Origin of the sequence: Flavobacterium sp. (assembly GCF_041392005.1) — a bacterium.
GTDB lineage: Bacteria > Bacteroidota > Bacteroidia > Flavobacteriales > Flavobacteriaceae > Flavobacterium.
The window spans coordinates 42,299-55,192 of sequence record NZ_JAWKMX010000004.1 but is presented as its reverse complement, the minus strand read 5'-3'; the positions used below and the strand labels follow the sequence as shown (position 1 = coordinate 55,192).

The window sequence follows — 12,894 nt, the reverse complement described above, 5'->3', positions numbered from 1 at the left end:
TGAAATATAATTAAACACCAAATTGTTGCAAGTGATGATTTAAGTGTTTCCATTGCAATTTATCCCAATCTTCGGTACTCATTTTTCCAAAAAACGGATGTTTGTCAAGTTTTACAACTTGTGTTCCTTTTTGGAATTCTGCTACTTTTTCAAGTAATTCTTGTTTTGTTTGTTCAAAATTATATGTTTCAGTAAAAACAAAATCAGGAGCAGTTGGACTGTTTTTTTTGTATTCTGTTCCGTTAATAATTTTATTTTTCAGCATTTTACCCAATAATCCCATTATAAAATTTGGTTTGCTTGGTTGGGTATTTCCTAAAGTAATATCTAGAGGAGCAATGCAGTGCTTTAACATTTGGTCAACCGTCATTTTTCCCCAAAGTCCTTCGGAATTTGGTGTAAGTTGATTAATTCTATTTAATATTGCTTGATTATCAGATATATTATAAATTGATGGCATATTATTTTTTTATTGCTGTTATACTGTAAAGCATAGGTAACTTATTTTCAAAACCTTTTATACGAAATTTTCCTTTTTCAAATTCAAAGGTTTTATTGAAGCAATTATACGGCGAATAATCGTATTCTTCAAAACTTTTAATTTCTAATCCTTGCTTAAGTAAACTAGAAATTACTTCTGCTAGCGAATGATTCCACCCGACATAATCGGTTTGAATTTCAGCATCTTTTTGAGCATAAGTACCTGTAAAGGTTTCGATTATGGGTTTTTCATTATGATAATGATATTGAATTTTAGTAAAGTCATCATCAAACATCCAAATTACCGGATGAAATTCAACAAAAATGAATTTTCCGCCAGGTTTTAAACTATCAACAATAACTTTAGCCCATCGATCTAAATCGGGTAACCAGCCAATGGTGCCATAACTCGTATAAACGATATCGAATTGTTGTTTGATATAGTTTCGTGTATCATACACGTTACAACACACAAATTGCGCATTAAGTTGTAGTTCATCGTTGAGTTTTTTTGCTGTATCAATGGCTTTATCAGATAAATCGATTCCTGTAACTTGCGCGCCCATTCTAGCTAATGAAAGTGTATCTTGTCCAAAATGACATTGTAAGTGTAAGATGGATAAATTGGAAACATCGCCTAATAAGTTTAAATCGATATTTGGCAATGAATTTTTTCCAGAAATAAATGATTTTTGATCATAAAATTCAGAGGTTATATGAACAGGAACTTTGTTGTTCCAAGCTTGTTTGTTGCGATTAAAAAAGTCTTGTTCGGTCATTTGAATTACTTTAATTGATAATTAGCCCCGATGGAAGCAAGCTACCGTGTAGCGCATACAGCGGGATAAATTGTGTTGTGAAGCGTATTTGTGTGCTTCTTCACTTCAAAATTACTTAAATTATTAGTATTTTTGCACTTTAAAATTTAAAAAATAGAAAATGCAAAACGGTATTTACGCTAAATTTAATACTTCGAAAGGTAGTATTTTAGTTCAATTAACGCATGATAAAACGCCTGGAACTGTTGGAAACTTTGTAGGTTTGGCAGAAGGGCAAATGGATAATAAAGCAAAAGGTATGGGAAAACCGTACTATGATGGGTTGAAATTTCACCGTGTGATTCCTGATTTTATGATTCAGGGTGGATGTCCGCAAGGCACTGGTGTTGGCGGACCTGGTTATCAATTTGATGATGAATTTCATCCTGAATTGAAACATGATACTCCGGGTGTATTGTCGATGGCAAATGCTGGACCTGGAACGAATGGTTCGCAGTTTTTTATTACCCATGTTCCTACGCCTTGGTTAGATGGTAAACATACTGTTTTTGGTCATGTAGTAGAAGGACAAGATGTAGTTGATGCAGTGGCTCAAGGTGATACGATTGAATCGATTGAAATTGTACGTGTTGGTGATGAAGCTACAAATTGGAATGCTATTGAAGCGTTTCGTACGTTTGAAGGTTCACGTGAAAAACGTATGGCTGAAGAAAAACGTTTAGCTGAAGAAGCTTTGGAAAAATTAGCTGTTGGTTTTCAAAAAACGGAAAGTGGTTTGCGTTACCAAATTATTCAAAAAGGAAGTGGCAAACAGGCTGAAAAAGGTAAAAAAGTATCGGTTCATTATCAAGGTGCTTTAGATAACGGCATGGTATTCGATTCGTCATACAAAAGAAAACAACCAATTGATTTTACTTTAGGCGTTGGTCAGGTTATTGAAGGCTGGGACGAAGGTATTGCCTTATTGAAAGTGGGTGATAAAGCGCGTTTTGTAATTCCATCGTATTTGGGCTATGGTAGTCGTGGTGCTGGTGGTGTTATTCCGCCAAATGCTACATTGGTTTTTGATGTAGAATTGATGGACGTGAAGTAATTGACAAAAGTTGAAAGTCAAAAGTCGAAAGTTGAAAGTCGAAAGACGAAAATAATATAAAAATCCTGAGAGTTGCTCTTGGGATTTTTTGTTTGGTACTGTTTTTGTACATTTACCATCAATTGTAGTTTATATGAATAAATTTTTGTCTTTTTATTTACTTCTTTTTTCAATTGCCTTTTATGGTCAAATTCCGCATTGTGGGTACGATTTTACTTCGTATATAGTAGTTGATGTGCATGAAAATGGTAAAACTGAAAATTATAAAGAAGTAAAAATTACATTAGTAGATGCTGATGGAAATGCGGTTATCAATGTTAACAATTTATATAGTTGGAAAAATGCTAATGAACCGTTGGTTTTTATGCAAAATTATTTGATTTCAAAGAAGATGAAAAACCGTTACTTTTTTCCGTATGCTACCGATCAGTATTTTTTGTCGGTAACCAGTTCATTTCCTGCTGAAAACTTTAGTATTAAAATAGAAGATATTTCAGGAAAATACAAAACACAATTAATTCCTTTACAAAGTTTTAATATGTATATTTTGTGCTCAACAGAAACTCAAAAAGCTAAAATGTTTGGCAAACGAACAAATAGCCCGGTTGAGGTAGTTTTGGAGTAGTTTCAGTTAGCAGTTTACAGTTTACAGTTTACAGTTTACAGTTTCACAGTTTACAGTTTACAGTTTACAGTTTACAGTTTACAGTTTACAGTTTACAGTTTACAGTTAAAGGTGTTAACTTCTTATTAAAAGCATAAATTTTTCATATCCTTTTGTTGTATATAGCGTAATAAAGTGTTTGTTATCAATAAAGATTTCAAAAATGTTTTCGTTTACATGAAGTTCTGGTTCGTATTTTCGTTCTTTTTGGTAATAACTATTTGTTTTATATTTTTTTGTTGAAACAGTTTTATTATTAAAATAAGAAAATGAATGTATTCTTTTTACTTTAATTCCTAGAAAAGTATGAAATCCTGAAATTTTATCGTTTTCAATAAATATACTTTTTCGTAAAAAAAGTAAGAAAGTAAGAAAACATATAAAAAGAGATGAAATTATAATAAATGTAAGAATCGGTTTTTCAAAAATTATAAAACCAATAGTTATGCCGAGAGTTACAATGCTTGCTATTATTAAGATTTAGCTTTCTATAATAATCCCAAGAACTTTCAATAGTTTTTCTCATATAATTAAAAATAAAAATTCGCAAATTTTTTACTTTAAACTGTTAACTACTAACTGTTAACTGTAAACTAAAGACTAATCTATTTCCATTTAATATTACAACCAATACTTGGTTTTTGCGGTTCGTTTACTTTTCGGTTAAACATTAGCGCATCAATAGCATTTCGTAAATCGTAGCCATTAATAGGAATGCCGTTGGAAGGTCGTGAATCATCAAGTTGTCCACGGTAAACTAATTTATCTTGCCCATCATACAGATAAAAATCGGGTGTGCAAGCGGCATCATAAGCCTTGGCAGTTTCTTGTGTTTCATCATACAAGTATGGAAAATCAATATGATTTTTAAGGCAAAATCCGGCCATTTTATCAGGAGCATCTTGCGGGTATTTTTCAATATCATTACTCGAAATAGCAACAAAACCAATTCCTTGCACACGATAATCGTTAGCAATTCGAACAATTTCATCAATTACATGCAATACAAAAGGGCAGTGGTTACATATAAAAACTACGACTGTTCCTTTTTTACCTTTTACGGTATCAAATGTAAACGATTCATTGAAGTTGGTTGCAGGTAAATTAAATTTAGGTGCTTTAGTCCCAATAGGAAGCATGTTTGATGGAGTTTGCGCCATTTTATTTTTATAAATATTAAGTTGTATTAGTTATACGTTTCATTTATAAAAAAGTTACAAAAACTAAAATTTCATACATTTGAATAAAAAGAATGATGACAACTACAATTTCATGGCAAGATTTTGAAAAAATAGCTATTCATGTGGGAACGATAATTGAAGTGAATGATTTTCCTGAAGCTCGAAAGCCTGCATTTCAATTAAAAATTGATTTTGGAACGGAAATAGGAATTAAAAAATCATCAGCTCAAATTACTTTACGCTATTCTAAAGAATCATTACTTGGCAAGCAAATAATTGCCGTAGTAAATTTTGAACCAAAACAAATAGGAACTTTTATGAGTGAATGTTTGGTTCTTGGTTTGGTTGGAAATTCTAATGATGTGGTATTATTATCGCCCGATTTTCAAGTTGAAAATGGTTTAAAAACGGCATAAAAAAAGTCTGGATTTACCAGACTTAATTTTTCGTTATAAAAGTGATTAAATATCATCGAAACTTACATCTGTAAAACTTTCTGTTGATGTGTTTTCTGCTTCTACACTGTTGTATTCTCTTTTAAAATCTTTTTGATGTCTTTCTGAAATTACTTCTTCGCCTTTTTGTTCAATAACAAAATTAGTCATTTCATTTAAAATTTCTGTAAAAGCAACAAAATCTTCCTTGTATAAATAAATTTTGTGTTTTTTAAAGTGGTACGATCCATCTTCTTCAGTAAACTTTTTGCTTTCGGTAATCGTAATGTAGTAATCGTCTGCTTTTGTAGATCTTACATCAAAAAAATAGGTTCTTCTACCGGCTCTTTAATACTTTAGAAAAAATTTCTTCTTTTTCTAACATGTCATTTTCTCTCATATTCAGTCATTCAGTTTTTGTTAAACAGTAACCAAAAGTCATAAAAAAAAATTATATAACCAATTTTTTTTAGCTATTTTCTTTTTCCGATAATTGTTTTGAGTATAATTCTTTATAATATCCATCAATTTTAGTAATTGATTATGAGAACCTTGTTGTATTATTTTCCATTATCGAGAATAATAATTTTATCGGCATTTTTAACAGTCGATACTCTATGGCTCACGATAAGCATGGTTTTATTGTTACCAAATGCGGTTAAGTTATTTAATATTTTTTCTTCCGTTTCGGTATCTATAGCACTTAAACAATCGTCAAACAATAGAATAGGTGCGTTTTTTAATAGTGCTCTAGCAATAGAAACGCGCTGTTTTTGTCCGCCAGAAAGTGTAATTCCTCTTTCGCCTAATACGGTTTCGTAGCCATTTTTAAATTCTATAATGTTATGATGAACATTTGCCAGTTTGGCAACAGCTTCAATTTCGTTATCAGTTGCATGTTCATTGCCAAATTTTATGTTGTTTTTAATTGTATCAGAAAACAAAAACGAATCTTGCGGTACTACGCTAACAGCTTCTCGTAAACTAGTTAAATTACAATTTTTTATAGGCGTGTTATCAAGCATAATTTCGCCAGAAGAAACATCGTAAAGACGACTTATTAAATTTAATATGGTTGATTTGCCTGAGCCAGTATTGCCTAAAATTCCTAAAGTTTTACCTTTTTCAATTTCAAATGATATATTTTTTAAGGCTTCAATTCCAGTATCGTCATAAGTAAAAGAAACATTTTTAAAGCTTATATTTCCTTCAATTTTTGTACGATTAGGATTTGTATTATAAATATCGGGTTGTTCTTTTAAAAACTCATTTATACGTTTTTGAGAAGCTTTTGCTTCTTGAATTAATGATGAAACCCAACCTAATGAAGCAACAGGCCAAGTTAGCATATTAATATAGAGCATAAATTGTGCAATTTTTCCAATATTATCAATTTCAGTGCTGCCTTGCATATACAAAAGTCCGCCTGCATAAATTACGACTAAATTACTTAAACCAATTAGCAAAATCATAAGCGGTCCAAAAAGCGAATTCATTTTGGCTAAACTCATTGCTTTATTTTTGCTCTCATTTGTTAATTGGTTAAATTCTTCATTTTTTTCAGGTTCAATAGCATAAGCTTTTATTACTCGAATTCCAGAAAATATTTCTTGCGTAAACGATGATAATGTAGCTAAATTTTTTTGAAACAAACCACTTCGTTTATGAATTTCGCTACTAATTTTAAAAATTCCGTACGATAATAAAGGTAACGGTAAAAGTGAATAAAGCGTAAGTTTTGGCGAAATAATATACATTTGAATGGTAACCGTTGTAAACGTAATTATTGTATTAATCGAATACATAACAGCTGGGCCAACATACATTCGTACTTTGCTTACATCTTCGCTAATTCGACTCATTAAATCGCCTGTTCGTTGTCTTTTAAAAAAATTCTGACTTAAAACTTGATAATGATTATAAATTTCATTTTTTAAATCGAATTCTATGTAACGCGACATAACAATTAAAGTTTGTCGCATTAAAAAGGTAAAAAAACCAGCAACTATTGTAGCTCCTAAAATAAGCAAAATGTTTACCAACAATTCTTTACTAATAAAAGCAATAGATGTTTCTTTGTTTTTAGTAAATTCTTCTACAAAAGCAATAGAATCGCCCACTAATTTTGGGACATATAAACGAATAATTTGAGCAACTATAGTAATTAAAATTCCAAGTAAAAACCTATATTTATATTTTAAAAAATATTTATTTAAGTATTGTAATTCTTTCATTAAAAATTTGCTCTCGTATTAATTTTGTGTAAAATTATAAATTTAAAATTATACCGAGTTAGCTTTTTATGTATAATTAACACTAAAACGTCTATTGTTATATTCTTAAAATAAGAATAAAATATTGAAAAATTTTAAAATTATACGTAATATTGCATCATAATTTTGAGAAACATTCAATACAACTTAACAATATAATGACAGCAGATTTAGTAAAAGCAAACGAATTATATAAAGTTGACCCTGTTTTTGGTCAAATTTCGTTCGACGGTCATGAGCAAATAGTATTTTGCCACGATAAAGATACTGGTTTAAAAGCCATAATAGGAATTCATAATACCGTTTTAGGTCCAGCTCTTGGAGGAACCAGAATGTGGAATTATACTAACGAGTGGGAAGCTCTAAACGATGTGCTTCGCTTATCAAGAGGAATGTCATTTAAATCGTCTATTTCGGGTTTAAATTTAGGTGGTGGAAAAGCTGTAATTATTGGCGATGCTAAAACACAAAAAACACCCGAATTAATGCGTCGATTCGGACAATTTGTCGATTCATTATCAGGAAAATACATTACCGCAGAAGATGTAGGTATGGAAACTAAAGATATGGATACCGTGCGCGAAGTAACACAATTTGTTACGGGTATTTCCGAAGAAAAAGGCGGCTCTGGAAATCCATCGCCCATTACTGCTTATGGTGTATTTATGGGCTTAAAAGCTGCCGCAAAACATCAATTTGGCACCGATAATTTAGAAGGTAAAAAAGTTTTAGTTCAAGGAATAGGGCACGTTGGCGAAGTATTGGTTCAGCATTTAACTCAAAATGGAGCTGTTGTAACCATTTCCGATATAAATGAAGAACGCGTAAACCAAGTTGCGGCAAAATATAATACAAAAATATTTTCGGGTAACGATTTGTACTCGGCAGAAGTAGATATTTACGCACCGTGTGCTTTAGGCGCTACTATTAATGATGATACTATTGATAGATTAAAAGCAAAAGTTATTGCAGGAGCAGCAAATAACCAATTAGCAAACGAAGTAAAGCACGGTAAAATTTTAAAAGAAAAAGGTATTTTATTTGCACCCGATTTTTTAATTAATGCGGGTGGTGTTATTAATGTGTACTCTGAACTTGAAAATTTAACCAAAGCTCAAGTAATGGAAAAAACAGAAAATATTTATAATACAGCCTTAGAAATTTTTAATTTTTCCGATAAAAATAACATAACTACTCAAGCTGCTGCTATGTCTATTGCTCAAAAACGAATAGACGATAAAAAAAAGGAATTAGAAAACAACTAATTAATAAAAATATGTAATTTTGCAAAGCGAGAGAATTTTCTTTCGCTTTCTTAATTTTTTTAAGTTCTTATGCTAAATAGAAGACACATTCGTATAAAAGTAATGCAAAGTATTTATGCTATGCACAAGCACGAATCGGATAACCTTTTAAAAGAAGAAAAATTCTTGTTGCAAAGCATTAACAATATGCAAAGTTTATATTTGCTATTAGTTGCTGCTTTAGTAGAAATTCGCCAGAAAGAAGAAGAATATTTAGAGCTAGCTTCCAAAAAGCATTTAGCCTCATTTGAAGAGCAAAATCCAAATAAAAAATTTGTTGAAAATAAAGTTTTAAATGTATTAGCACAATCTAAAAGTCTTGAAACAGCTCTAGAGGAAAATAAAATTTTAAACTGGAAACAAAACGACGATTTAATTTTACAATTATTAGAAGCTGTTAAAACTAGTAAAGTTTATGCAAATTACATGAATACACCTTTTGACTCGTTTAAAAGTGAAAAGTATTTTATAGCCGATTTGTTTTCTGAAGTAATTGCGCCAAATGAAAAATTGTACGATTATTTAGAAGATTTTAAACTTACTTGGCTAGACGATTTACCATTAGTAAATACCTTGCTATTAAAACAAATTAAAGCTTTAAAACCCGAAGATGCTACTTTTATAGTGCCACAGCTTTATAAAGATGAAGACGATAAAGATTTTGTTTTACAATTGTTCAGAAAAACGGTTTTAAATGAAACAGCTTTATCGAAAGAATATATAAATAGAACGCCAAATTGGGATACCGAACGAATTGCCGAAATTGATACTATAATTTTAAAAATGGCAATTTGCGAACTGCTATACTTTCCATCAATACCTGTAAAAGTTACTATAAACGAGTATTTGGAAATTGCAAAAGAATATTCTACTCCAAAAAGTAGTATATTTATAAATGGAATTTTAGATAATTTAGTTACCGAATTTAAAAATAATAATCGATTACAAAAAACAGGAAGAGGTTTATTATAAAACGTAAAACGAAATAAAAAATGAAGAAAAGTATTTTATTTTTAGCAGGAGCTTTAGTGTTTTCAATAATTTCTTGTAAAGAAAATACAAAAGGAATTATTACAGATCAAGATATGCAAAAAGTTGCTGCAGAAAAAGAATTGCTAAACAAATTGCCAAAAATAGAATTTGATAAAACAGTTCACGATTTTGGTACTATAAATGAAGGCGATAAAGTAGAAACCGAATTTATAGTAAATAATACAGGCGAAAACGACTTGGTAATTGCCGATGCACACGCTTCTTGCGGTTGTACCGTACCAGAATGGCCAAAAGAACCTATAGCACCAGGCGCATCTGCAGCTATAAAAGTTTCTTTCGATTCTAGCGGTAAACCTGGAAAGCAAAGTAAAACAGTTACACTTACAACCAATACAGAAAACGGTAGCGAAACATTTGATATTAAAGCAAATGTACTACCAAAAGCAAAATAATTAAATTAAAAACATAACACAATTATTATTATGGATAATCCAATGTTTATAGGTCAAATACTATTAATGATAGCTATTTTTTATTTTTTATTAATTCGACCACAACAACAACGCGCAAAAAAAGAAAAAGCATTTGAAGCTGCACTAAAAATAGGCGATAGAATAATTACAAAAGCAGGAATTCATGGAAAAGTTAATGAACTTTCAGAAGAAACAGTAGTGGTAGAAACGATGGCTGGTAAAATTAAAATGGAACGTTCTGCAATTTCTATGGAAATGAGTGCAAAATTAAACGAGAAAAAATAGTTTTTTGTAATTCCGAATTTATTTAACTTCGTTAAATCTTCGATTTCGGAATCTAAAAATAAATGCTAAAACAAGTTCAGCATTACAAATTAACGATATTGATCATTAAGACCTTTACCTTTAGCAAGTAAAGGTTTTATTTTTTCTAATCGAGCTAATTTTGTTTTTTCTTGTTTAGCGGTATCAATAAACTCTAAATATTCTCTTTGTTTATAAGGTGTAAGATTTTCAAATTCATTTTTTAATGTTGGATTTTCATTTAAAAAACTTTTAAAAAAATCAGAAATTATAGTTTCTTTTTTTTCTTTTTTTATACTCAATCCTTTGTCTTCAATTGCAATAGCTTCTTTAATATATTCTAAAATTAGTTTTTCATCAATTTCCACTTTCGATTGAAATCGCATTTGACGCAACGATTTTGTGTTTTCTTCGTTAGCATTTATTAAAAGATTTTTTTTGTCTTTAAGAAAAACACCATTAAAAAACCAAATACCAAAATACGATTTAAAACCACCAATTCCTAAAACATTTTTTCCGTTATAGGTATAAACTGGACCACCCCATTTTGTAGTTTCAATCAAGTTTGTTGTTCTAATAATTGAATGCAGCAAATCTAGCTCTTCGTTCCATTGATTTGTTTTGTTCCACGGATTTTTCTTTTTTTCTTCCATATATAAAAGTACAAAAAAGGAAGCACTAGCTTCCTTTTTAATTAAAATATTACCTTAAGCTTTATTTCTTTTCCGTTTCGTATTACGGTAACTTCTCGTTCATCGCCAGCACTTAATTTCGATAAACACTCCATATAGCCGTAAACTTCTTTTATTGTACAATCGCCAATTTGTGTTAAAATATCTCCTGAAAGTATTCCTGCTTTATCGGCGGGTCTTCCTTCTGTAACACCATCTATATGTAAACCGTCGCCATAATCAGTATAATCTGGCATTACCCCTAAAGTAACTTTAAATTTAGGTGTTTTTTTACCCGCTTCTGCTTTCGTTTTTGTAAAGGGAATAGTATCTAAATTGGTTAATTCATTGGTTACTCTAAAAATATAATCTACAATGGCTCTTACGCCATAATAATTAATTTTTTCTTCATCATCACTTGGTTTGTGATAATCCATATGTGTTCCTGTAAAGAAAAATAATACTGGAATATCTTTTAAATAAAATGAAGTATGATCAGACGGGCCAATTCCTGTATTCTCGAGAGTTACATTAAAACCAGCAGGTTTGTTTTTTTCAATTATTTTTTCAAAAACGGTACTTGTACCCACACCGCCTACAACTAATGATTTGTTTTCGTTTAATCGGCCAATCATATCCATATTAATCATAGCAACTACATTTGAGAAATGATTTTTTAATGATTCGGCTAAAAATTTGGAACCAATTAAACCATCTTCTTCTCCCGAAAACAAAGCAAAAACATAGTTTACATTTTCTTTTGTCTTGTTTTGAGAGAACATTCTAGCTAATTCTAAAACACCCGCAACGCCAGAAGCATTATCATCGGCACCATTATGAATTTCGCCATACGAATTAGGTTTTGTAGAATTATGATGCTCATTTCTGCCAATATGATCGTAGTGTGCGCCAATTACAATGGTTTTATCGGCATTATTATCGATATAGCCAATTACATTTGTGCCATTATTTTTTGTAACACTTAAACTATCGTGCGGATTTAATCGGATTTTATAATCGAATTCTTGTAAAAACGAATTTTTGTTATAAGGTTTTAAGCCTAATTTTTTAAATTCTTTTGCTAAATACTTCGATGCTTTTTTTTCGCCTTTTGAACCTGTTAATCGGCCTTCTAATTCGTCTGAAGAAAGATAGGAAATATGGTTTTTTAAGTAGTTATTATTAACAATTTCTTCTTCATCGGTTTCTACCCAATCGGCAATAAAAACATTGGTTTCTCTTGGTTTACTTTGCTGCCTGTTGCTAGAAAATACTAATTTTTTACCATCGGGTGAAAACATTGGAAAGGCATTAAATTCGCTTTCCCAAGTAATTTGACGTAAATTTTCGCCATTTTCATCAATCATAAACAATTGAAAATCGTAACCTCGTGTAGAATGATGATTGCTTGAAAAAATAATTTTTTTATCGGAAGGATGGAAGTAAGGTGCCCAATTGGCTTTTCCTAAATGGGTTACTTGTTTTAAGTTTGTGCCATCTATGTTTATGGTGTAAATTTCCATTTCTGTTGGCGCAACTAAGTTTTTGCTCAACAAATCTTTGTATTCTGCAATTGCTTCAGTTGTTTTTGGGCGCGATGAACGGAATACTAATTTTTTACTATCGTGCGAAAAGAAAGCACCACCGTCGTAACCTAAACCATTTGTTAATTGTTTTAAATTAGAACCATCGATATCCATTATCCATAATTCTAAATCGCCGCTACGTGTGCTGGTAAAAACAATTTTCTTTCCATCAGGCGATACTACAGCTTCAGCATCGTAACCGGGTTCATTTGTTAATTGTTTTACCACTTTTCCGTTTAAATCGGCAATGTAAATATCGTATTCAGGATAAATTGCCCAAAGATATTTTCCATCTGTCGATTTTGGTGGAGCAGGACAAGCATGTCCGCCTTCGTGCGTAGAAGCGTATAAAATATGCTTTCCATCAGGCATAAAGAATGAACAAGTAGTTCTTCCTAATCCAGTTGAAATTAATTGTAAATCTTCTGGCGAATGGTTTTCCTTTTGCAAATCGAGCATGTAAATTTGGTCGCATTGAATACCAAATTGCGGATTGGTAATTTGTAGTGTTAAACTTTTACCATTCGGACTAAAATAGGCTTCGGCATTATCGCCACCAAAAGTTAACTGTTTTATATTTTTTAAATTTTTTTCTTGAGCAAAGCTTCCTAAAATAGTAAGTGTAAGAAGAAAAGTAAAAATCTGTTTTTTCATTTTTTG

12 protein-coding genes and 2 pseudogenes are annotated in these 12,894 nt (G+C 30.9%); 7 read left to right on the top strand and 7 right to left on the bottom strand.

Annotated features, from left to right (window positions below; translation table 11 throughout):
* Positions 1 to 10: 10 nt before the first annotated feature.
* Positions 11 to 460 (bottom strand): DUF1569 domain-containing protein, encoded by a 450-nt coding sequence (locus R2808_RS03740; protein WP_371269617.1) that lies wholly within the window; start codon positions 458 to 460, stop codon positions 11 to 13.
* 1 nt (position 461) lies between these two features.
* Positions 462 to 1,259, bottom strand: a complete 798-nt coding sequence (locus tag R2808_RS03735; protein WP_371269616.1) for a class I SAM-dependent methyltransferase — start codon at positions 1,257 to 1,259, stop codon at positions 462 to 464.
* A gap of 160 nt (positions 1,260 to 1,419) precedes the next feature.
* Between R2808_RS03735 and R2808_RS03730 the strand changes: the two genes are divergently transcribed.
* Positions 1,420 to 2,352, top strand: a complete 933-nt coding sequence (locus R2808_RS03730; RefSeq protein WP_371269615.1) for a peptidylprolyl isomerase — start codon at positions 1,420 to 1,422, stop codon at positions 2,350 to 2,352.
* A gap of 133 nt (positions 2,353 to 2,485) precedes the next feature.
* A complete protein-coding gene (locus tag R2808_RS03725) occupies positions 2,486 to 2,977 on the top strand; it encodes a hypothetical protein (RefSeq protein WP_371269614.1) in 492 nt (163 codons plus the stop codon).
* A 644-nt stretch (positions 2,978 to 3,621) separates the two neighbouring features.
* Here R2808_RS03725 and R2808_RS03720 read toward each other — a convergent pair.
* Positions 3,622 to 4,176, bottom strand: a complete 555-nt coding sequence (locus R2808_RS03720) for a thioredoxin family protein (RefSeq protein WP_371269613.1) — start codon at positions 4,174 to 4,176, stop codon at positions 3,622 to 3,624.
* Positions 4,177 to 4,268: 92 nt separating this feature from the next.
* On the opposite strand from R2808_RS03720, the gene R2808_RS03715 reads away from it, so the two are divergent.
* Positions 4,269 to 4,613, top strand: a complete 345-nt coding sequence (locus tag R2808_RS03715; protein WP_371269612.1) for a tRNA-binding protein — start codon at positions 4,269 to 4,271, stop codon at positions 4,611 to 4,613.
* 45 nt (positions 4,614 to 4,658) lie between these two features.
* Here R2808_RS03715 and R2808_RS03710 read toward each other — a convergent pair.
* Both R2808_RS03710 and R2808_RS03705 read right to left on the bottom strand, forming a co-directional pair.
* Positions 4,659 to 5,031, bottom strand: a pseudogene (locus R2808_RS03710) (PUR family DNA/RNA-binding protein).
* Between the two features lie 69 nt (positions 5,032 to 5,100).
* Positions 5,101 to 6,865, bottom strand: a pseudogene (locus tag R2808_RS03705) (ABC transporter ATP-binding protein).
* Positions 6,866 to 7,062: 197 nt separating this feature from the next.
* Between R2808_RS03705 and R2808_RS03700 the strand changes: the two are divergent.
* The 4 genes from R2808_RS03700 to yajC all read left to right on the top strand — a co-directional run bounded on the left by R2808_RS03700 (position 7,063) and on the right by yajC (position 9,959).
* Positions 7,063 to 8,169 (top strand): Glu/Leu/Phe/Val dehydrogenase dimerization domain-containing protein, encoded by a 1,107-nt coding sequence (locus tag R2808_RS03700; RefSeq protein WP_371269611.1) that lies wholly within the window; start codon positions 7,063 to 7,065, stop codon positions 8,167 to 8,169.
* 69 nt (positions 8,170 to 8,238) lie between these two features.
* Positions 8,239 to 9,180 (top strand): transcription antitermination factor NusB, encoded by a 942-nt coding sequence (gene nusB / locus R2808_RS03695; protein ID WP_371269610.1) that lies wholly within the window; start codon positions 8,239 to 8,241, stop codon positions 9,178 to 9,180.
* Positions 9,181 to 9,200: 20 nt separating this feature from the next.
* On the top strand, positions 9,201 to 9,653 hold the full coding sequence (locus R2808_RS03690; protein WP_371269609.1) for a DUF1573 domain-containing protein: 453 nt from the start codon (positions 9,201 to 9,203) through the stop codon (positions 9,651 to 9,653).
* A gap of 30 nt (positions 9,654 to 9,683) precedes the next feature.
* On the top strand, positions 9,684 to 9,959 hold the full coding sequence (gene yajC / locus R2808_RS03685; RefSeq protein WP_371269608.1) for a preprotein translocase subunit YajC: 276 nt from the start codon (positions 9,684 to 9,686) through the stop codon (positions 9,957 to 9,959).
* Between the two features lie 89 nt (positions 9,960 to 10,048).
* Here the strand turns inward: yajC and R2808_RS03680 are convergent, their stop codons facing one another.
* The gene (locus R2808_RS03680; protein ID WP_371269607.1) at positions 10,049 to 10,630 is read right to left on the bottom strand and encodes a YdeI family protein; all 582 of its coding nucleotides are present in this window, start codon (positions 10,628 to 10,630) and stop codon (positions 10,049 to 10,051) included.
* A 41-nt stretch (positions 10,631 to 10,671) separates the two neighbouring features.
* On the bottom strand, positions 10,672 to 12,888 hold the full coding sequence (locus R2808_RS03675) for a M20/M25/M40 family metallo-hydrolase (RefSeq protein WP_371269606.1): 2,217 nt from the start codon (positions 12,886 to 12,888) through the stop codon (positions 10,672 to 10,674).
* Between the last annotated feature and the right edge of the window lie 6 nt (positions 12,889 to 12,894).

What these genes read in the sequence shown, in the direction of transcription:
- R2808_RS03740 (WP_371269617.1), bottom strand. Translation starts at nt 460, where the DNA reads ATGCCATCAATTTATAATATATCTGATAATCAAGCAATATTAAATAGA.
- R2808_RS03735 (WP_371269616.1), bottom strand. Translation starts at nt 1,259, where the DNA reads ATGACCGAACAAGACTTTTTTAATCGCAACAAACAAGCTTGGAACAAC.
- R2808_RS03730 (WP_371269615.1), top strand. Translation starts at nt 1,420, where the DNA reads ATGCAAAACGGTATTTACGCTAAATTTAATACTTCGAAAGGTAGTATT.
- R2808_RS03725 (WP_371269614.1), top strand. Translation starts at nt 2,486, where the DNA reads ATGAATAAATTTTTGTCTTTTTATTTACTTCTTTTTTCAATTGCCTTT.
- R2808_RS03720 (WP_371269613.1), bottom strand. Translation starts at nt 4,176, where the DNA reads ATGGCGCAAACTCCATCAAACATGCTTCCTATTGGGACTAAAGCACCT.
- R2808_RS03715 (WP_371269612.1), top strand. Translation starts at nt 4,269, where the DNA reads ATGATGACAACTACAATTTCATGGCAAGATTTTGAAAAAATAGCTATT.
- R2808_RS03700 (WP_371269611.1), top strand. Translation starts at nt 7,063, where the DNA reads ATGACAGCAGATTTAGTAAAAGCAAACGAATTATATAAAGTTGACCCT.
- nusB (WP_371269610.1), top strand. Translation starts at nt 8,239, where the DNA reads ATGCTAAATAGAAGACACATTCGTATAAAAGTAATGCAAAGTATTTAT.
- R2808_RS03690 (WP_371269609.1), top strand. Translation starts at nt 9,201, where the DNA reads ATGAAGAAAAGTATTTTATTTTTAGCAGGAGCTTTAGTGTTTTCAATA.
- yajC (WP_371269608.1), top strand. Translation starts at nt 9,684, where the DNA reads ATGGATAATCCAATGTTTATAGGTCAAATACTATTAATGATAGCTATT.
- R2808_RS03680 (WP_371269607.1), bottom strand. Translation starts at nt 10,630, where the DNA reads ATGGAAGAAAAAAAGAAAAATCCGTGGAACAAAACAAATCAATGGAAC.
- R2808_RS03675 (WP_371269606.1), bottom strand. Translation starts at nt 12,888, where the DNA reads ATGAAAAAACAGATTTTTACTTTTCTTCTTACACTTACTATTTTAGGA.